This window comes from Synechococcus sp. MIT S9503 (assembly GCF_047304175.1).
In the GTDB taxonomy this organism is placed as follows: Bacteria; Cyanobacteriota; Cyanobacteriia; order PCC-6307; family Cyanobiaceae; genus Synechococcus_C.
The window spans coordinates 1,765,733-1,785,970 of sequence record NZ_CP138955.1; the positions used below are offsets into that span (position 1 = coordinate 1,765,733).

The 20,238-nt window shown below is 59.5% G+C and carries 17 protein-coding genes and 1 tRNA gene; 11 read left to right on the forward strand and 7 right to left on the reverse strand.

The annotated features are described in order from the left end of the window. Positions 1-486: 486 nt before the first annotated feature. From SIB56_RS10005 to SIB56_RS10015, 3 genes are read left to right on the forward strand one after another with little or no spacing between them, the layout of a single operon-like run. Positions 487-2,079: an ArnT family glycosyltransferase gene (locus tag SIB56_RS10005; protein WP_413323793.1), complete on the forward strand. Its 1,593-nt coding sequence runs from the start codon at positions 487-489 to the stop codon at positions 2,077-2,079. Continuing rightward, the gene (locus SIB56_RS10010) at positions 2,072-3,205 is read left to right on the forward strand and encodes a glycosyltransferase (protein ID WP_413323794.1); all 1,134 of its coding nucleotides are present in this window, start codon (positions 2,072-2,074) and stop codon (positions 3,203-3,205) included. The genes SIB56_RS10005 and SIB56_RS10010 overlap by 8 nt, the downstream gene beginning before the upstream one ends. A gap of 12 nt (positions 3,206-3,217) precedes the next feature. Beyond that, positions 3,218-4,762, forward strand: coding sequence for an ArnT family glycosyltransferase (locus tag SIB56_RS10015; protein WP_413323795.1), 1,545 nt, complete (start codon positions 3,218-3,220; stop codon positions 4,760-4,762). 59 nt (positions 4,763-4,821) lie between these two features. Here the strand turns inward: SIB56_RS10015 and SIB56_RS10020 are convergent, their stop codons facing one another. The 3 genes from SIB56_RS10020 to psbD all read right to left on the reverse strand — a co-directional run bounded on the left by SIB56_RS10020 (position 4,822) and on the right by psbD (position 8,587). After that, the gene (locus SIB56_RS10020; RefSeq protein ID WP_413323796.1) at positions 4,822-6,450 is read right to left on the reverse strand and encodes a DUF2079 domain-containing protein; all 1,629 of its coding nucleotides are present in this window, start codon (positions 6,448-6,450) and stop codon (positions 4,822-4,824) included. A 43-nt stretch (positions 6,451-6,493) separates the two neighbouring features. Further along, a complete protein-coding gene (locus tag SIB56_RS10025) occupies positions 6,494-7,435 on the reverse strand; it encodes a pectate lyase (protein ID WP_413323797.1) in 942 nt (313 codons plus the stop codon). A gap of 96 nt (positions 7,436-7,531) precedes the next feature. Then, entirely contained in the window at positions 7,532-8,587 is a 1,056-nt protein-coding gene (gene psbD / locus SIB56_RS10030) for a photosystem II D2 protein (photosystem q(a) protein) (protein WP_186538906.1), read from the reverse strand. A gap of 156 nt (positions 8,588-8,743) precedes the next feature. On the opposite strand from psbD, the gene SIB56_RS10035 reads away from it, so the two are divergent. From SIB56_RS10035 to SIB56_RS10050, 4 genes are all read left to right on the forward strand, one after another. Further along, on the forward strand, positions 8,744-9,007 hold the full coding sequence (locus SIB56_RS10035; RefSeq protein ID WP_413323798.1) for a hypothetical protein: 264 nt from the start codon (positions 8,744-8,746) through the stop codon (positions 9,005-9,007). 6 nt (positions 9,008-9,013) lie between these two features. Further along, positions 9,014-9,712, forward strand: a complete 699-nt coding sequence (locus SIB56_RS10040; protein ID WP_413323799.1) for an ABC transporter ATP-binding protein — start codon at positions 9,014-9,016, stop codon at positions 9,710-9,712. A 23-nt stretch (positions 9,713-9,735) separates the two neighbouring features. After that, positions 9,736-9,807, forward strand: a tRNA-Asn gene (locus SIB56_RS10045). A 365-nt stretch (positions 9,808-10,172) separates the two neighbouring features. Next, positions 10,173-10,970, forward strand: coding sequence for a response regulator transcription factor (locus SIB56_RS10050; protein ID WP_413323800.1), 798 nt, complete (start codon positions 10,173-10,175; stop codon positions 10,968-10,970). Positions 10,971-10,981: 11 nt separating this feature from the next. Here SIB56_RS10050 and SIB56_RS10055 read toward each other — a convergent pair whose 3' ends face one another. From SIB56_RS10055 to SIB56_RS10065, 3 genes are read right to left on the reverse strand one after another with little or no spacing between them, the layout of a single operon-like run. Beyond that, the gene (locus SIB56_RS10055) at positions 10,982-11,938 is read right to left on the reverse strand and encodes a DNA polymerase III subunit delta' (protein WP_413327305.1); all 957 of its coding nucleotides are present in this window, start codon (positions 11,936-11,938) and stop codon (positions 10,982-10,984) included. 5 nt (positions 11,939-11,943) lie between these two features. After that, positions 11,944-12,585 (reverse strand): dTMP kinase, encoded by a 642-nt coding sequence (tmk, locus tag SIB56_RS10060; protein ID WP_413323801.1) that lies wholly within the window; start codon positions 12,583-12,585, stop codon positions 11,944-11,946. Positions 12,586-12,587: 2 nt separating this feature from the next. Continuing rightward, a complete protein-coding gene (locus tag SIB56_RS10065; protein WP_413323802.1) occupies positions 12,588-14,942 on the reverse strand; it encodes a heavy metal translocating P-type ATPase in 2,355 nt (784 codons plus the stop codon). Positions 14,943-15,015: 73 nt separating this feature from the next. On the opposite strand from SIB56_RS10065, the gene SIB56_RS10070 reads away from it, so the two are divergent. After that, on the forward strand, positions 15,016-15,537 hold the full coding sequence (locus SIB56_RS10070; RefSeq protein ID WP_066908996.1) for a photosystem I assembly protein Ycf3: 522 nt from the start codon (positions 15,016-15,018) through the stop codon (positions 15,535-15,537). Between the two features lie 6 nt (positions 15,538-15,543). Here the strand turns inward: SIB56_RS10070 and radA are convergent, their stop codons facing one another. Then, a complete protein-coding gene (radA, locus tag SIB56_RS10075) occupies positions 15,544-16,941 on the reverse strand; it encodes a DNA repair protein RadA (RefSeq protein ID WP_413323803.1) in 1,398 nt (465 codons plus the stop codon). Positions 16,942-17,031: 90 nt separating this feature from the next. Here radA and rpaB point away from each other — a divergent pair, with 90 nt between their 5' ends. The 3 genes from rpaB (at position 17,032) to SIB56_RS10090 (ending at position 20,227) form a co-directional block, all read left to right on the forward strand. Beyond that, positions 17,032-17,778 (forward strand): response regulator transcription factor RpaB, encoded by a 747-nt coding sequence (gene rpaB / locus SIB56_RS10080; RefSeq protein ID WP_413323804.1) that lies wholly within the window; start codon positions 17,032-17,034, stop codon positions 17,776-17,778. After that, entirely contained in the window at positions 17,759-19,099 is a 1,341-nt protein-coding gene (gene plsX / locus SIB56_RS10085; protein WP_413323805.1) for a phosphate acyltransferase PlsX, read from the forward strand. The genes rpaB and plsX overlap by 20 nt, the downstream gene beginning before the upstream one ends. 114 nt (positions 19,100-19,213) lie before the next feature. After that, on the forward strand, positions 19,214-20,227 hold the full coding sequence (locus SIB56_RS10090) for a beta-ketoacyl-ACP synthase III (protein WP_413327307.1): 1,014 nt from the start codon (positions 19,214-19,216) through the stop codon (positions 20,225-20,227). The last annotated feature ends 11 nt before the right edge of the window (positions 20,228-20,238 follow it).

Sequence of the window (20,238 nt, forward strand, 5' to 3'; positions counted from 1 at the left end):
AAGGGTCCTCACACACAGAACCGGCGTATAAAACGCCACAATCAATCTGCGGGTCTGCCCTCCGCACAGGCGCCACCGATGTGCCAGAAAGGGGCTTGACCTGTAACAACCACTACTTAATTCGAGGATTGGTGTTTCAACGACGACCAAATGCACTGGAGTTGAGCCCGGACCAGCGCACCCTGCTTTTCAGTGCATCTCCCAAAACGATGCCCCCGACCGGTGACCGGTCGGGGGCTCTCGCCGGGTCCACTCTGGCGCGGAACCGGATGATCACTCAGAGGTAGGTGCCGTCAGCCGGCGTTCTCCGCGATCAGCAGACCCTGAATTAAAGAACTGGAACTCATGGACACCTCCTCCTGAAGGATTGTGAATGCCGGCGACGCGTTCGAAGCCGGGAGTCTCCGAAGAGCAAAACCCGAGTTCACGACACTGCATCCTGTACTCCCGGACCATACTCAGATTCGTCCGCGTTGTGGAGCATCCATGGGTCCTCCCCCCATGCCATCCAGGCTTCCCTGGCGCGGACTTTTCACTCTGTGGGCTGTTGCGGCGTCTCTGTCAGTGATCGGGCTTGGTGAAGTGCCACTCAGGGATTTTGATGAGGCCACCGTGGCGAGAGTGGCGCTTGAACTTCATCAGGGCACAGGCGAAGCAGCTCTGCTACCCACTCTCTGGGGAAATCCCTACCTCAACAAAGCGCCAGGACTGCATCTGATCATCGCAGCGGTGATCGGCATGAATCCGGTCTCAGAACTTCCTGATGAATGGACGATCCGGATTGCACCGGCTCTCCTTTCCAGCATTGTTGTGCCTCTTGGAGGCATGATCCTGTGGAGGCTTCGGCCGGGAGACCGCGCGAGCGCTCTGGCCACAAGCGCAATTCTGATGACGCTTCTGCCTGTGGCCCGCCATGGAAGGCTGGCGATGCTCGATGGCACCCAGCTCACTGTGATGGCTGTGCTCTGGCTGGGACTGATGCAGCTGATGGATACGCGTCGACCTCGATGGGCAGGACTGATGACCGGATTGGCGGCTAGCGCGATGCTGCTGCTCAAAGCGCCTTTGCTTTTGCCGGCTGCAGCAGCGGGGGCTTTGGCCATCGCCTGGGGCGGGGAATGGAAGCGTTGGCAATGGCCAAAGGCCTGCTTTGGCTTGGCAGCGGGGCTGATCCCAGGCCTTGCATGGCATGGATGGCATGCCCTGGTTCGCGGGCAGTCGGCGCTTTGGCTCTGGGGGGGCGATGGAGCAGGTCGTGTTCTGCTGGACGCTGGAGAGGGAAGCGACCTCGGCTGGCGCGTTCCAGTGATCGAAATGCTCGAAGGAGGCTGGCCCTGGCTCGTTCTTTTTCCGACTGCAATCCTCTGGTCCTGGCGACTGAGAAGCACACGCTGGAGCCGATGGAGCCTCAGCCTGACAGTGATCCTGACAGCCTCAATCCTGCCTCTGCGCACGCAGCTGCCTTGGTACAGCCACTCCCTCTGGCTCCCGGTGGCCCTGCTCTGCGCGCCGGTGTTCGCCTGGATTGTGACCCGGAGAACCACCTTCGAAACACCGCTGCCAATGCGCGGCCTGCTGAGGCGCGTTCCTCTGCTGTGGTCACTGATGGGCGTTCTTCTGCTGATTGCGATGGGAGTCAGCCTGACCCCGTACGGATCGGCACTCAGCGACTATCGGGGCCCTGCCGCCGCGCTTGGCGTGGGCTGGAGCGCCGGCGGCTTCCTGCTCATGGCCAGCCGGATCCGTCAGAGGCAGATGGGGGCTCTGAGCCTGGTGTGCGGGAACCTTGGTGCTCTGGCACTGATGTTCAGCACGCCGCTCTGGCACTGGGAGCTGAATGAAACATGGCCGGTGCAACCGGTGGCCGCTCTGACAGAAAGTGGCCTTGGTCTTCCCATCACCATCGTGGGGCACGATGAAAGGCCAAGTCTCAATTGGTACGCGAACCAGCGAATTCCTCGAAATCGCTCGGGCCAGAGACTGCTCTTAAGCGACGAGCGCCAGCAGGGCTGCACAGTCATGGCCAGACATCTGGAGTGGACCTTGAACGATTGCGATAACCTGACTGACAATGATTAACAACGTACTCTCGGCATCGAGCTCAGAAAATATCAAAAACAAAAGCCTATCAATCATTTTACCAACATTCAACGAGTCAGGATCCATTCATCAGATGGTGTCTTCGTTGCTTGAACTGACTGATCAATATCAGGTTGAGATTTTAGTTGTTGATGATGACTCCAATGACGGAACTGCAAGTATTGTGCGAAATCTTGCAAGGCAGGATTCACGCATCCGCCTGATACAACGTGTGGGGCGTTCCGGACTGGCCAGCGCCATCAAGGAAGGACTGATTGATGCCATTTATCCTTATGCCGTCGCCATGGACAGCGACGGGCAACATGAGCCTTCGTCGGTCCTGGAAGCCATTCAGCAACTCGATCAAGATGCTGATCTTGTGATCGGCAGCCGCTTCCTGGTGAACTCTGAGATCCATGGCCTCAGTGACCGCCGCACAGGGGGGTCCAACCTGGCAAACAAGCTGGCGAGATGGAGTCTTCCCAACAGCTACAGCCATCTCAGCGATTACATGAGTGGCTTCATCGCCATGGACCTGAGGCGCTGTATCCATTTGGTCAGAAAGGTTGATGTCAACGGTTTCAAATTTCTGTATGAACTGCTGGCGATCAGCAAAGGAAAACTGAAAATCACGGAGATTCCATTGCATTTTCAGCCTCGGCTTTATGGGACTTCGAAGCTGGATTACGCCGTGCTTTGGGATTTCGTCGTATCTCTGATCCACACCGCCCTGTTCAGACTTCTACCCCGGCGAGCCATCAGCTTTGGCCTGGTGGGAACCACTGGAGTTGTTGTTCAATTAATCATCACATCCCTGCTGATGACTGTTGGCCTGAGCTTTCAACAAGCCCTGCCTGTGGCGGTCATCGCGGCCGCAAGCTCGAACTATCTGATCAACAACAGCCTGACATTCAAAGACCGACGTCAGCAGGGCAGAAAACTGATCAAGGGACTTCTAAAGTTCCTGCTCGTTGCCTCACTTCCTGCACTCGCCAATATTGGATTGGCGACTGGTTTTTATAACGTGATTCAAGCGAATGCTGTGTTTGCCCAGCTTTCGGGAATCATCGTGGTTTACATCTGGAATTATGCAGCTTCGTCCCGGTTTGTCTGGAACACACCCTGAACCGGTTCTGCAATGACGAGAAGAGATCACGGCAGTCAGAGACCGATTCCGCCCCCCTCAGAGGTCTGGATTCCCATCACTTTGGGGATCATTCTGCGCAGCATTCAAGTATGGATGCCCATCACAGGCATCCACAGCTGGCGGCAGGCTGATACAGCTGCAATGGCTCGCCATTTTCATCTCTCCAACACGCCAATCTGGCTGCCTCAGATCGACTGGGGAGGAGCCTCCTCCGGCTATGTGGAATCGGAATTTCCATTGTTTCCTTATCTCACAAGCCAGCTCTATCAACTCTTCGGACTTCACGAGTGGCTGGGCCGCTGTCTCTCCATTGTCTGCAGCGCACTGACCATTTGGCTCATCATCCGCCTTGGAAGACGATGGTTTAATCCAGCAGCTGGCTGGTGGGGGGGAATGGCGCTGGCTGTCGCTCCGCTCGGTATCTATTACGGGCGCAGCTTTCAAGCAGAGGCATTGATGTTGCTTTGCGCTGCCGCTGCACTGGAAAGTCACAGCTTCTGGAGCAGTCAACAATCCAAACGTTGGCTGATCCTGAGTTGGCTGTTGTTCACAACAGCAGCATTGATCAAGGTCATCCCTTTGTTATGGCTGGGGCTTCCGTTACTGCTGGTGCAGCTCACCCCGGATCCCCAGAACCGGGCCGAGCCGCTCCGATCAACTGCTCATCGGCTGGTCAATCTGCTGCGAAGACCGGGGTTCTGGATCTATTCCGGTTCATCGATAGCGATTGTTTCAGCCTGGTATTTCCATGCCTACCAGCTCGGAGATGCCAGCGGCTTGAGCTTCGGATTCTGGGGGGAAGACAGTGATCGCAGCAACATTGGCCTGATTCTGAATCTTTCGAGCTGGCTGAATCTGACCCTCCGCACCGGAATCAGGGTGCTGTCCGTGATCGGCATCCCTTTCCTGATATTCGGTGGAATTCGCAGCTGGCCGAACGGCGGAGGACGCATCGCGCTCGGAGGGCTGATTGGCGTGCTGCTTTGCACATTGGCAACCATGCAATCCAGCACCGTGCATGAGTACTACCAGCTGCCAATGCTGTTGTTCACCTCTCCATTGATTGGACTGGGCTTGGACTCCTGGCAGAAGCGACGACAAGGACGTTTGATCTGGTGGTTCCTTGGGCTTTGGCTGATGATCAGCATGCTGGTGATGTCCATTGATTACTGGGCTGTCGAGGTGCGCCAGAGCAGAGCCTGGATGCCATTGGCACGAACCATCCGCAATGAGCTTCCATCTGACGCACGGATCGTCACGGTGACCGGGCCTGACCCCACGCTGCTCAATCTCGCCCGTCGCCAGGGTTGGATGATCTCCAGCAGCGAAGTCACTCCGGCGCGGATAGAAAGATTTAGAAGGGCGGGTGCCAGTCATCTGGCAGGAAGCTTTCTGTGGGAAGCGACCTACCAGGCAATGCCCCAGGCCGACAGGGAGACGCTTCGACGGATCGCATCATCAAGCGATGACGGATGGATCGACAAGAACAATCAAACCTATCTGCTGCCTCTCAACAAGATTGCTGGCGATTTTTAACTGCGCGACACAGGCTCAATGAGCTGTCAGGTGAACTGCACTGATCAAGGTCAACGCCATCAGTCAATCCACGGGCAGTTTCTCGCCAACAAAGCACTTGGTTGTGCAGAGCGGTGCACTTCGGCCCCCCGCTTCAACACAACCGTGCCGGCTCGGCAATGCAACAACTGATAGTGACCTGAATCCACGAGCTTGTTCAACTGCCGACGAATCGAACGCCGCTTGTTGTACTCGAGTTCAAACACAGGAGCCAGCGGAGAGTAATAGCCGGGGAAAGCCACAACCCAGTCAACATTCGTCGGTTCACCATCACGGTCGAGATAACGAATGTGTTTCGGGAAGCGCATGGCCGCATCGCGTTGAGCAAGCAAGGGCAGAAGGGGCGTATCCGCAGCAACCGATGCCTGCTTCGGAATCATGGCCACTGCATCGAGCGCAGCCGCCCGGCGCTCGAGCATCTGGCCCGGAGGTACATACACCCAGGGGGAGAAACTGTCAGGAACCAGCGCGGAAAGGCTGCGATGGGGATTGGCCACCAAGGTGAGCACAAGCCCGAGAGTGAGCGCACCTGTCCAGCACCGACGAATCCATCGACGAGACCAGATGGCTGGATGCGTCTGCCACCAGAGCACCGCCCCCACATACAGGCCAGGGACCAATGCGAGCACGTATCGCAGCGTGACCGACAGTGCCGAACGCCCCTGAGAGACCAGAGCGATGAACAACGGCACGGCAACGAGCAACGCCGAATCAATCGACAGCAACGGGATGAACAGCAACGGCAGACTCAGGGCGAGCAGAAACCCAAGCGTGCTGCCGGGTGGCGACACAATCGCCTGCATTACTGCCAGAGGCTGGCTGAGCATGCCGAGCACCAAAGCAAAGGTGCCACCTGAAACGTCCTCGACGAGATGTCCGAACTTCTCCTGAAGGAAGCGATCGGAGAGCGAGGAGTCCACCGACGGCTGAATCCAGCCCGTCACCAGCAGCACCCAGACAAACGCCATCAGCATCAGGCCAGCAGACATCCAACGCACTCCAGGCCGCCGCACAAGCCCCCAGAGCCCGAGCGAAAACAGCACAAGACCGCTGTCTTCACGCACGAGCAGCAGCAGCAGCGCACTGATGATCAACCGGCCTCCGCGCCCCTCCAAAAGTGATTCAACGACCAGGAATCCCAGCAGAGGCAACCAGATGAGATCGTGAAAATTCTCAAGCGCTGGCCCAATCACCGCCCCGCTCAGGTAGTAGGCGGCAGTGATCCTGATTGCAAGAGACTCTGGAAGCCGTCGAGACGCGATTCTCCACAACACCAGTCCTGCCGCAGTCAGGACGGAGACCTGCGCCAGCGGCAGGGCCCAGCTCCCGAACAAGACGAGCAGAGGTGCCACCGTGAGCGTGAGTGCGTTGACGTGTTGACCGAGATGGAGATAGTCGATCCGAGGCAGTTCCCCACCGACTTTCACAGGTCCCGAGAGAACCGAAGAAAGACTGCTTTCAAAAGGTCGCCCCTGAACTGTGGACCAGAGCTCCTGCAGAAACAGAGCTTGGTCATAGGTGGCGCTCAGGCTTTCCAGCCGCCAGAGCTGCACGAGCAGACAGAGCAGAAAAAAGCCTGTCGCGAGCACAATCACCGGACGGGGCATGGGCCGGCGAGCTGAAGGACCTGTTGCGGAGGGGTCGCTCATACCGACCTGACGCGATATCCGAGCAGGCTACGGATCGCTTGAATCAGCGTTGTGCTGATGGCGGCTCGGACGCACCCAGCAAAACGCGCGTTCTCAACAGCAGCAGCAGACCGGATGCATAAAGCACGAGCTCAGCCCATTCCTGATCACGGTTGTGGATGAGATCCGACCAGGATTCTGTGGCGACGCAATAGGCAAGGGCCACCACCATCAGAAACAGTGGCCAGCTGTATTGCGCGGGCATCAACGCACGCACGAGAGAGCGTTGTTGTGGGGACGATCGACGCAGGAGTTGTCTGTATATCCATGGGGATAGAACAACCAAAGCCAGCACAGCCACCGTTGCCAGAAAGGTGAAGAGATCAAGGCGGTCCTGAAACCATCCGATGTTGTGGAGGGTCGTTTCCTGCTGGGCGTTGATGGATCGGATGGATTCCGGCGTCTGCCAGCCAAAAATCACCTGCCCCCAAGCCAGCTCCTCCAACAGCAGCAAACCCAGGAGCACCGAGAACCCCCTTGCCAAAAGAGATGGTGAAGAGTGCGACAACTGACGGCTGAGATCATCCCCAATCAGCCAAGCCACCCGACATGCTGCGACCAGAACAAGAACCTGGCTCCACTCCACCAGGCCTCCTTCACCGAAGACGAGCCTTTTGTAGGCATCCATGTCTTCAGCAGTGATCTTCAGGAAAGCAATCAGGAGGATCACCGTCGCAGCCAGAAGCCAGATGACCACTCGACGGGCAAGGTGGGCTGACGGGTCAACATCCGCGAGCAGTCGCGTCAGCCATTGCGATGAGCGCCCCAACAGCGTGAAACACGCCAGGATGAGAGCGATCAGGAACCAGCCTGGGTCGACAGTGGTTTCAGCACCCAGCCCGACAAGAACGAGCTGTACAAGACCGGTCAGAACTGCAAGAACAGACGCGGATCCGAGACTGACAATCAACCAATGCGTCAGACGCACGCCCCTGGAATAGCGCATTAATGCCAGCGTTTCCAAGACGTTAGGAGGAAGGCGTTTTGCCCAGGCAATAAAAAAGGCTCCTTACGGAGCCCTGGAGTTAGATAGTTGTCTTGATCAGAGTGCGTTGCCGCGAGGCAGAACTTCTTCAGGGAAGACGAAGTTTTCGTGCGGCTGGTCAGCCGGTGCCATCCAGGCACGCAGACCTTCATTCAGAAGGATGTTCTTGGTGTAGAAGGTCTCGAATTCGGGATCTTCTGCAGCACGGATCTCCTGTGACACGAAGTCATAGGCGCGCAGGTTGAGAGCCAGTCCGATGATGCCGATGGAGCTGGTCCACAGACCCATCACAGGCACGAACAGCATGAAGAAATGCAGCCAGCGCTTGTTGGAGAAGGCGATACCGAAGATCTGACTCCAGAAGCGGTTGGCGGTGACCATGGAATAGGTCTCTTCTTCCTGAGTGGGCTCGAACGCCTTGAAGGTGTTGGCCTGCTCACCATCCTCAAACAAGGTGTTTTCCACCGTTGCACCGTGAATGGCGCAAAGCAGTGCACCGCCAAGAATGCCGGCGACGCCCATCATGTGGAAGGGATTCAGGGTCCAGTTGTGGAAGCCCTGCAGGAAGAGGAGGAATCGGAAAATCGCTGCCACACCGAAGGAGGGAGCGAAGAACCAGCTGCTCTGGCCGAGGGGGTACATCAGGAAGACGCTGACGAACACCGCGATCGGGCCGGAGAAGGCGATGGCGTTGTAAGGACGGATGCCGACCAGACGGGCAATCTCGAACTGACGCAGCATGAAGCCGATCAGTGAGAAGGCACCGTGCAGGGCAACGAAGGCCCAGAGGCCGCCGAGCTGACACCAGCGAACGAAGTCACCCTGGGCTTCAGGGCCCCAGAGCAGCAGAAGGCTGTGACCCATCGCATCAGCGGGGGTGGACACAGCAGCAGTCAGGAAGTTGCAACCTTCCAGGTACGAAGAGGCAATGCCGTGGGTGTACCAGGAGGTGACAAAGGTGGTGCCTGTAAGCCAGCCACCGATGGCCAGATAGGCCGTTGGGAAGAGAAGAATGCCGGACCAGCCGACAAAAACGAAGCGGTCGCGCTTGAGCCAGTCATCGAGGACGTCAAACCATCCCCGCTGTGGCGCGCGTCCTACAGCGATCGTCATGAGAGGAGCTTCATGAAGCTTTACGTGCCGAGCCTAGTTGGAGCACGCGATTCTGTGGGCACCGATCCGAAAATTCATCGCGACATGAGTAGAAATGCCCACTCCTGCATCCCTGCCTTCCATTCGCGAAGATGAGTAAAGTGAATCAACCCGACCGTGTACGTGATTGAGCTGGCTCTGCGCATGAGCCCGATGCCCGTTTCCGTGCAGCGGAAGGAGCACGATGCCGCAGAAGGGTTGTACCAACAGGTGCGGACGGCCCTCGAGCAGGGGCAGCCTCGGCTGCTCGAACTCACCTGCGAGAAGGTTGAAGGCAAACGCCTCAGTGTGCTCACCAGCGATTTGCTTGCAGTTCAGATTTATGAAAAAACCGCCGCCGCAGGTGGAAGCAAGCGTCCGGGCTTCTCCCTGGATGTCTGATCCTGCATGAGCCCGGCACGTGAAGACGCCAAGGCAGGACTGTGTTTCGACAGGGTCAGCTACAGCTGGCCCTGCGGCACCAAAGCTCTCGAACGCTGCAGCTTCACAGTCCCCGGACCGGGACTGTGGATGCTTGTCGGCAGCAACGGCAGCGGCAAAAGCACCCTGTTCAGGATCATCTGCGGCCTGATCAGCCCCCAGTCGGGCATGGTGCAACAAAACCTCAGGCCGGCGCTGGTTTTTCAAAACCCTGATCACCAGCTTCTACTGCCCAGTTGCGGCAGCGAGCTTCTGCTCAATCTCCCGCCTGGACTGAGCCGCAATAATCAGCGGTCCAGGATCAACCGACTGATGGAGCAGGTCGGCCTCGCAGGGATGGCAGGTAGGCCGATTCATACGCTCAGTGGTGGGCAGAAGCAACGACTGGCAATCGCCGGCGCCCTCGCCAGCGAAGCCACACTTCTCCTGCTTGATGAACCCACAGCGCTGCTAGACCCCACCAGCCAGACGGCCATCCTCAGCACGGTTCAGCAGCTCTGCCACCGCTCGAAATCGCCCTTGACAGCGCTGTGGATCACCCACCGGCTTGAGGAGCTGGATCATGCCGACGGAGCTGCCCGCATGGAACGTGGTCGCGTCGGCAGCTGGCACAGCGGTCCAGCACTGAGAACTCGGCTTGAACCACTTGCGGTACGGCATGGCTGAGAGGTAAGTTCTCCTCGTCACATTCCTCGGTAGCTCAGCGGTAGAGCGGTCGACTGTTAATCGATTGGTCGCAGGTTCGAATCCCGCCCGGGGAGCTTTTGTCAGTTTCGACACCACAGCTCATCGAGTTGTGGTGTTTTTTTGATGCTTCATGGAGGAGAAAATACAGACGGCGTTTGAGCACTAAAAGCTCGCGAATTCAGTCGATGGTCTTGAAAATGCTTCGAAAAACTGAATTTGCTTAATAGTCGCCCCCGGAAACCGAAGACTTTCTGAAGACGCCGGCAGTCCCTACACAGCGAAACTGTCCCGGAAACTCAATGACAGAAGGTGTTTTGGCCCAAAAGATGACTGCAACTCTTCTCAGGGAAATAAATGCAAGCCTTAAAAAACCTTGAGAGAATCAGCCAAGCAATGACGCGGCATACCCACGTCCACCTTTCCCTCCGCTGGCCAGTCGATGAAGCCCTGCATCCTGCTAATCGAAGACGACCGGGACATGCGTGAACTGGTCAGTGGACATCTTGAGCACAGTGGCTTTGATGTTCAGAGCGCTGATGATGGAATCAAAGGACAGGCACTGGCGCTGCAATACAGCCCTGACCTGATCCTGCTCGATCTGATGCTCCCCAAGGTTGATGGTCTCACCCTCTGCCAGCGTCTCCGTCGCGACGAGCGCACCGCTGCCATCCCGATCCTGATGCTGACAGCCCTGGGTGGCACCAAGGACAAAGTCAGTGGTTTCAACTCCGGTGCTGACGACTACCTGACCAAACCTTTCGATCTGGAAGAGCTGCAGGTCAGGGTCAAGGCCCTCTTGCGCAGAAGCGAACGTGCTCCGGTGGGAACATCCAGCAACCACCATGAAATCCTCAGCTATGGACCGCTGACCCTTGTGCCGGAGCGCTTTGAAGCGATCTGGTTCGACCGTCCAGTGCGTCTCACCCACCTCGAATTCGAGCTGCTGCACTGCCTGTTGCAGCGTCACGGGCAGACAGTGGCTCCGTCGCTGATCCTCAAGGAAGTCTGGGGCTACGAGCCTGACGACGACATCGAGACCATTCGGGTGCACGTGCGCCATCTACGCACCAAGCTCGAGCCCGATCCACGTAAACCGCGGTTCATCAAAACGGTCTACGGAGCTGGTTACTGCCTGGAACTGCCAACTGGAGCTCAGCTGGAGGGTCTTCAGGATGTCCTGGCACAGGCTCGTCAGGAACGGGAGCAGAAAGATCAGGAGAGTCGGGCAAGCGCCTGATCACTTTCTGATCAAGCCTCAATCAGATTCAGAAGAGTCACTTCCCAGGCCAGCCTGGGTTGAACAAAAGACAAGAGATGCTGGCGTAGACGATCCAGCCTCTTGAGGCGATCAGGCTGAGTGGATGCATTCCAGAGGTGATGTTGCCACCAGTTGATCATCCAGAGCTGCTGATCACCGTCCAGCTGCTCACTGAGGTCTCTCGCCAGGCCCAGAGCCTGCAGAGGTGTGTTTGGCAGGATTTGCATTCTTTGTTTCAGCTCCTGCGGAATGCTGCTCAACATCCGCACATGGTCCAGCAAGGCCCCGGGAGATCCACCAGCCAGGGCCAGGAGCTCTGGATGACTGGCCGCCAGCGTGAGTGCTTGCTCACCTTGCCCATCAGGCAATTGCGCCAGCACTGAGCGCAAGCAATCCTCGCTGAGGCGCGTGAAACGGATCTGCTGACATCGGGATCGAATCGTGGACAGCAGCCGTTCCGGTGCAGCACACAGAAGGATCAAAAGGCCGTGACCCGGTTCTTCAAGGGTCTTCAGCAGTGCGTTGGCCGCTCCCTCAGCCATGGCCTCAGGTTGTTCCAGAACCACCAGACCTCTTGGCGACTGCATAGGCTGACGGGCCAGAAACCGACTCAGCTCACGGATCTGCTCCAATCGCACCTGCGGTGGTGTCCGCTTGCTGACGCCAATCGACTCGGCTTCCGAGCGTGGGATCAGACGGCCCTGATGGTTGTAGGTGGGCTCCACCCAGAGCAAGTCCGGATGGTTGCGTTCCTCAAGACGCCGGCGTTCGCGCGGTGCACAGTCACCATCACCCAGCAGACCCTCCAGAAAACGGAGTGCCGCAAGACTCCTGCCCACACCATCAGGGCCACTGAACAAGTAAGCGGGAGCCACCCGCCGTTTATCCAGAGCCGCAACGAGTAACCGTTGCGCCAGCGGCTGGCCCTGCAACTCTCCAAACAACATCTCAGTCACGGCAGTGCCTTTGCAAGCCAATCCCTCAGCCGTGCGCGAATGACCTGCTGCACCTGATCAGCGCTCTGATACGCCGTGACCGCAGTCCAGCTTCGCTCAGTTGAAAGCCGCTGAAAGCCCTGGGACACCCGCGCCAGAAAAGCCTCTCCTTCCGCCTCGATCCGATCATCAGCGCGGGTACCGCGACGTTTGAGACTCTCGTGCAGCGGTAAGTCAAGCCAGAACGTGATGTCAGGCGCGATGCCCGCCGTGGCGATTCGCTCCAGATCAACGATGGTCTGAAGATCCAGCCCTCGTCCATACCCTTGATAAGCAAGGGTGGAACCGCTGAAGCGATCGCTGAGAACCCAGTCACCCCGTTCCAGAGCAGGGCGAATCATCTGTTCCACATGCTGAGCGCGATCAGCGGCATAAAGCAGCAGCTCAGCGATGGGAGCCGGAGCAGACTCCTGCGGTGGGTTCAGCAGCAGCTCACGCAGAGACTGACCCAGAGGTGTTCCTCCTGGTTCACGCGTGCAGTGAAGCGTCGCGCCATGTGACATCAGTCCACTGCCGGGAAGCCAGTCGGCAAGATATCGGAGCTGGGTGGTCTTGCCACAGCCATCGATGCCCTCCAGCACCAGAAAACGTCCGGTCATCGTCAGCGCACACTCAGGCTGAGGGCATTGAGAACCACCGACACCGAGCTGAGAGCCATCAGCAGTGCTGCGAGCGGCGGAGAGAGAAGCAGATTGAAACCTGGCAGCAGAGCACCCGCGGCGACTGGCAGGGCGATCATGTTGTAACCAAATGCCCAGAACAGGTTCTGTCGGATCTTGGTCATTGTTCGCCTTGCCAGGGTCAGGGCTTCCGGCAGGGCTTCGAGCCGGTCGCCGAGCAGCACCAGATCGGCGGTGTCCTGGGCAATTTGGGTACCTGTCCCCACAGCGATACCCAGATCAGCCGCGGCCAGGGCAGGAGCATCATTGATGCCATCTCCCACCATTCCCACAGTCTCTTTCGTACGCCAACGTTCAAGGCGCTCCAGCTTCTGATCCGGAAGCAGCTGCCAGGCCAGTTCTTCATCGGCGAAACCGAGCATCGAGGCGATCTTTTCAACGGCCTGTCGGCGATCGCCGCTGAGCATCCCGAGAGTCAGACCCTGATCTCTGAGGCGCTGCAGTGCGACCGACGCATCGGGTCTGAGTCGGTCGTCGATGGCCACAACACCTAACGGTTCATCATCAAGGCCAACAGCAACAAGCGTCAGCCCTCGCTTGAGAGCCTCCTCAACCGCCTGACGTTGCTCATCCGACCACACCACACCTTCCTGCTGAAGCCATTCAGGAGAGCCCACACGCAGGTGCCCTTCCAGAGACTCCAGTGTGCCCTCCATGCCTGAGCCGGGCAGTGTCCGACTGGTGGTGACCGGCAGAAGACTGAGATTGAGACGCTGTGCCTCCTGCAGCAGGGCATGCGCCAGCGGATGACGACTCGTCTGCTCGAGGCTTGCTGCCAGCTGGATGGTGCGAGCGGAATCGTCACTGGCCAGCACCGCATCCACGAGCGGACGACCCAGGGTGAGCGTGCCGGTTTTATCAAAGACCATGCGCTGAATGGACGCGGATTGCTCGATGACATCTCCGCCGCGAAACAGCCAGCCCTGACGTGCAGCGAGCCCGGAGGAAACCGTGATCACCGTGGGGGTGGCAAGACCGAGGGCGCATGGGCAAGCCACCACAAGCACGGCAATGGCCAGTTGGAGACCGAGACCGAACGGCGTCTGCGCTGCGACACCCAGAGCACCGTGAAGAGCGGAGTCATGGCCATGGTCCATCAGAACGACAGGGACTTCCAGCACCTGCGGCCACACACGACTGCCAAGCTGCCACCAGAACAGGAAGGTCAGCACCGCGAGGCTGACGACGCCGTAACAGAACCGTCCCGCAACCCTGTCAGCCAGGCCCTGAATGGGAGCTCGTCGGGCCTGGGCCTGCTCGACGAGGGCGATGATCCTGGCCAGAGCCGTGTCGCTGCCGACACGCTGAACCTCCATCTCAAGAGTGGCTTCGAGGTTGAGGCAACCTGAACTGAGCTCGGTGCCGGGCTCGGCCTCGAGAGGCAGAGGCTCCCCCGTGAGACTCGACAGATCGACGGCCGAGCGGCCATTGCGTACCACGCCGTCCACAGGGATTCTGTCCCCAGCCAGCAGCTGGATCGATTCGCCGGGTCGAAGCACGGCTACTGGGACCTCGCGAACCGTGTCATCCGCCATCAGCAGGCGAGCGGTGTTGGGCTGCAGAGCAGCCAGATCCTGGAGTGCTCTTCCCGTCCTCCGGCGGGCGCGTTCCTCGAGAAAACGCCCCAGCAGAACGAAACCGAGCAGCATCACAGGCTCGTTGAAGAAGCAGGGCCAGCCCACCGAGGGCCAGATCAGTGCCACAAGACTGGCCAGATATGCACTGCCTACGCCGAGGCTGACCAGTGTGTCCATGCTGGGAACACCACTGCGCAGCGCAGACCAACCGCTGACCAGAATCGGTCTCCCCGGTCCGAGCAGAGCCACCGTGGCCAGGATGGCGTGGAAGGTGAGCGTGCCGATCAGAGGCAAGGCAAGCGTTCCGGCCTCAGCCAGATGACCGAGCACCGACAACAACAGCAGTACCAGGGCGACCATCAGCTGGCGCCACTGAAGCCACCAACCCCTGTTTCTCTCCAGCTCCATCTCTTGAGAGACAAGACCGCTCTGACGGGGCTTCGCGGAAAAACCTCGGCCATCGAGAGCCGCCAGCACCTGCTCTAGCAATGGCTCAGGCGCCGTTGTCGCCTCACTGTCGAGTCGCAGCCAGGCACTGCGGGTGACGAGGTTGACACTGGCCTCCTGCACACCTGGCTGAGCAAGGAGTGTGCGTTCAACCGCACGAACACAGGCGCCACATTTCATCCCCTCAACATCCAGAAGCACCGCATGGGACTGAGCGGTGGGCTCAGGGGGATGGGAAGACGCTGCTGACACTTCAACGGTTCACACCACTCCACGCTAGGCAGCACCCATTGGGTTCAGGATGGTTTAATCCGTCCGGCTTTCCGTGCCACGTAGCAACCGCAACGACAACTTCATCGACAAGAGCTTCACGGTCATGGCCGACCTGATCGTGAAACTGCTGCCGATCAATGCCAGAGCCAAGGAAGCCTACGTGTATTACCGCGACGGACTGTCCGCTCAGAACGACGGGGATTACGCCGAAGCCCTTGAGAACTACGAGGAGAGTCTGAAGCTCGAGGAAAACCCGATCGACCGTGGGGAGACCCTGAAGAACATGGCGATCATCTACATGAGCAACGGCGAGGAGGACAGGGCGATCGAGACCTATCAACAGGCTCTTGATGAAAATCCCAAGCAGCCGTCCTGCCTGAAAAACATGGGGCTCATCTACGAAAAGCGCGGACGGATCGCCGAAGAGGAGGGTCGGCGCGACGAAGCGGATGTCTGGCTTGACAAAGCAGCTGAAGCCTGGACCCAGGCGGTGCGGCTCAATCCCGGGGGATATCTGGACATCGAGAACTGGCTCAAGTCCAGCGGTCGCAGCAACGTGGACGTTTATTTCTGAAGCGCGTCAGCCCGTCTCATCCTCAGGATTCACTCCCAGCCCAAGCACGAGGGCTTCGGTGATGGATCCCGCCTCCAGAAGTTCCAGATCCAGGCCAGAGGCGACCTGGCCCAGGCCGCTTCCACGCGGCACAACGGCACGCCTGAAGCCCAGACGCACCGCCTCCTGAAGCCGCAGCTCCAGCTGCGCCACCGATCGCAGCTGTCCTCCCAGACCCAGTTCGCCGAGCAGAACTGTTCCAGCGGGCAGAGTCAGATCCCGGAAACTGGCGACCACCGCCGCCGCCACCCCCAGGTCTGCCGCCGGCTCCTCCACATCCAGACCACCTGCCACGGCCAGATAGCAATCGAACCGGGACAGCGGCAAACCCATGTGCTTTTCGAGCACCGCCAGAATCTGATGGAGTCGGTTGACGGCAATTCCGGTGGCCGTCCGCCGGGGACTGGCGTAGCTGGTGGAGCTCACCAGCGCCTGCAGATCCACCACCAGCGGCCTGGTGCCTTCGCAGGCCACGATCGTCGCCACGCCGTTGGCCCGCTCACCGCTGAGGAAAAGCTCACTGGGATTACCGACCTCCTCCAGGCCCTGACCGCGCATCTCAAACACCCCAAGCTCGTGGGTGGCCCCGAAACGGTTTTTGACGGCCCGCAGCAGGCGATGGCTCGCGAAGCGATCTCCCTCGAAGGTGAGCACCGCATCCACCAGGTGTTCAAGCACCTTGGGGCCCGCGAGAGCACCCTCCTTGGTGACGTGCCCCACCAGCAGCAGCGCGGTGTTCTGACGTTTCGCCAGTCTCTGCAGAGCAGCGGCACATTCCCTGACCTGCGCCACGGATCCCGGCGCACTGGAGAGTTCGGCGTCATGCAACGCCTGAATGCTGTCAATGATCGCCACATCTGGCCTCAGTGCCTCAAGTTCCTCCAGCACGAGCTCGAGATCCGTCTCCGCCAGCAGCTGCAGATCACTGCTGTCGGCTGTCAAACGCTGCCAGCGCAGCTTTACCTGCTGAGCCGACTCTTCAGCACTCACGTAGAGCACCGAACGATCTCTGGCGATGGCCGATGCGCTCTGCAACAGCAGCGTGCTCTTGCCGATCCCCGGATCTCCACCCACCAGCACGAGTGATCCGGGTACAAGTCCACCGCCGAGAACGCGGTTCAATTCCTCGTAGCCACTGCCGATGCGCGCCAGCGGCTGATCGCCGAGTGAGGCCATCGACGTGGAGCGTCGCGGTTTCGGCGCAGTGGCGGGATCAGCCCCGGAACGACGACGGCGGCCGTCGTCCTTGGGTGCTGACTGCTCCACGAGGGAATTCCAGCTGCCACAGCTGCTGCACCGCCCAAAGAACTGCCGCGTCTGGGCACCGCAGCTCTGACAGACGTAGAGATTGGTCGATCGGGGCACGTCGAATGATGAAGAAAGTTGGCGCTACGTGAACGACTGAACCCGCTAATCACCTATTTGTGAGCACTATCTTCGCTCCTTGCCGGCGGTATGACGGCCTCAGCACCCTCCAAGGAAACCATCCTCGTGGTGGATGACGAGGCCAGCATCCGCAGGATCCTCGAAACCCGGCTCTCGATGATCGGGTACAACGTCGTCACTGCCTGCGACGGAACCGAAGCCCTGGAAAGTTTCCAGGAGTGCAACCCGGACCTCGTGGTTCTCGACGTGATGATGCCGAAGCTGGATGGCTACGGGGTCTGTCAGGAACTGCGCAAAGAATCGGATGTTCCGATCGTGATGCTCACAGCTCTTGGTGATGTCGCCGACCGAATCACCGGCCTGGAACTGGGAGCGGATGACTACGTGATCAAGCCCTTCAGCCCGAAGGAGCTTGAGGCGAGGATCCGCTGTGTTTTGCGCCGCGTGGAAAAAGAGCACGCTGCCGGCATCCCCAACTCAGGAGTGATCCAGGTCTCAGACCTGAAGATCGACACCAATAAGCGACAGGTGTTCCGCAATGACGAGCGCATCCGTCTCACAGGAATGGAATTCAGCCTGCTTGAACTGCTCGTGAGCCGATCGGGCGAACCGTTCAGCCGCGGTGAGATCCTGAAGGAGGTATGGGGTTACACCCCTGAACGCCACGTCGACACCCGGGTCGTGGATGTTCACATCTCACGTCTTCGTTCCAAATTGGAAGACGACCCTGCCAACCCCGAGCTGATCCTCACGGCTCGCGGCACCGGCTACCTGTTCCAGCGCATCGTCGATTCCGTTGCCAACGAAGGATCCTGATCTCACCCCGGACGCTGCGCCGAGGATCAAAGCCCGCCGATCGAAGGCCGTTCGGCGCCTTGTGATCTGGTACCGGCGCAACGCTGCGGTGACCACCCTTGTGGACACGGCAACCACCTCAGCCAGTGCCGCCGGCAACGTTGCAGGCTCCGTCACATCGATTGCAGGGACGGTCGTGAACAATGCCGGAAGCATGGCCGGTTCCGTGCTGCAACCGGTGATGGATCCCCTCAGACGGCTGCAAGGGGGCATTCCGGGTGAAGACCTCGAGATCAACGACCATGAGCGCGTCTGGGTGGCCGTGGACGGGATGGGGGGTGACAACGCTCCTGTTCCGATTCTGGAAGGATGCCTGCAGGCCATCGAGCGGCTGGCGGTGAGAATCCGCTTCGTCGGCGAAACGGACCGGGTGCTTGAAGCAGCCGCCGCAGCCGGACTAGCAGAGACGATGAATGCGGCGATCAATGCAGGACTGCTGGAGCTGATCACCAGTGGGCCTTCAGTGCAAATGCACGAGGAGGCCACCGTGGTGCGACGCAAGCGTGATGCCAGCATCAACGTGGCCATGGACCTTGTGAAGCGGGGGGAGGCCCAGGCGGTGTATTCCGCGGGCAACTCCGGAGCCGTGATGGCCTCCGCCATTTTCCGGCTGGGACGTCTGGCAGGGATCGAAAGACCTGCCATCGGCGCCCTGTTTCCAACGAAGGATCCAGGCCAGCCAGTTCTGGTGCTCGATGTGGGGGCCAACATGGACTGCAAACCCTCCTACCTGCACCAGTTCGCTCTGCTCGGAGACATCTACAGCAGAGATGTGCTGCAGGTAAGCGAACCCAGGATCGGCCTGCTCAACATCGGTGAGGAGGAGTGCAAGGGCAACGATCTCTCCGTGCGCACCCATGAACTGCTGATCGAGGAATCCCGTCTGCACTTCGCCGGCAACTGTGAGGGCCGCGATGTGTTGTCGGGTGAGTTCGATGTCGTGGTCTGTGACGGTTTCACCGGCAACGTTCTGCTGAAGTTCCTGGAGTCGGTGGGAAGTGTGCTGCTTGGCGTGCTCCGAGCCGAACTGCCACGAGGGCGACGAGGCAAGGTTGGTTCCGCCTTCCTGCGCACCAACCTGAAGCGCATCAAGAAAAGGCTGGATCATGCCGAACACGGCGGAGCGCTGCTTCTGGGCGTCAACGGCATCTGCGTGATCGGGCATGGCAGCAGCAAGGCACTGTCGGTGGTCAGTGCCCTGCGTCTGGCCCACTCCGCCGCCAGCCATGGCGTGATGGATCACCTTGCCCAGCTTGGAGCCAAGACCGGCTCAAGAACTTGATCAGCAGGTCGACTGAGAGACCGTCAGATCTCGGCAGACAGTCTGAACAACCCCCTGGCCTCACAGAGGTTCTGATGGACTGTGATTGACTGACGCCACATCTTGGACCCTCTTTTGGCTGGAGCATCACCGCACCCCCGGGGCGTCGCTCTCATCAGCAGCGGCAGCGCTCGGGCAGCCCAGGTGATCAGCAACAACCAGCTGGGTTTGCGGGTCGACACCAGTGACGAGTGGATCCAGAGCCGCACAGGGATCTCCACACGACGGGTGAGCAGTCCTGATCAGCGCCTGAGCGACCTCGCGGCAGACGCGGGAAGGTCTGCTCTGGCCATGGCCGGCTGGTCCGCCGAAAGCCTCGATCTGGTGCTGCTGGCCACCTCCACTCCTGATGATCTGTTCGGGACTGCTCCAGCGGTGCAGGCCGCTCTCGGAGCCACAAACGCGGTGGCTTTTGATCTCACCGCCGCCTGCAGTGGCTTTCTGTTTTCGCTGGTGACGGCAGCGCAGTACCTGCGCACCGGCAGTATGCGTCGGGCCCTGGTGATCGGCGCTGACCAGTTGAGCCGTTTTGTGGACTGGGATGATCGCCGCAGCTGTGTGCTGTTCGGCGATGGAGCGGGAGCCGTCGCCATCGAAGCCTCCGATGACGACGGGCTGCTCGGATTTCTGTTGCGCAGCGATGGCTCTCGCGGCGGAGTGCTGAACCTTCCTGCTCTCGACAGCGATGAAGTGCTGGCAGCTGATGCCCGGCATCGATCGGGCGGTTACCGCCCGATCGAGATGAATGGTCAGGAGGTGTACAAGTTTGCCGTCAGGGAAGTGCCCACAGTTCTGCAGTGCCTGCTTGAGCGCTGTGCCGTTGGCCCTGAGAGCATCGACTGGCTGCTTCTGCATCAAGCCAATCAGCGCATCCTCGACGCGGTTGCCGATCGCTTCGCGATTCCCAGGCCAAAGGTGCTGAGCAACCTGGCCAACTACGGCAATACATCGGCGGCCACCATTCCGCTGGTTCTCGATGAAGCCGTGCGTGATGGACGCGTCCGGTCGGGACACCTGCTGGCCAGCAGCGGCTTCGGCGCTGGTCTGAGCTGGGGTGCCGCTCTGTTCCGGTGGCAGGGTCCCGCTTAGGCTCCCAACAC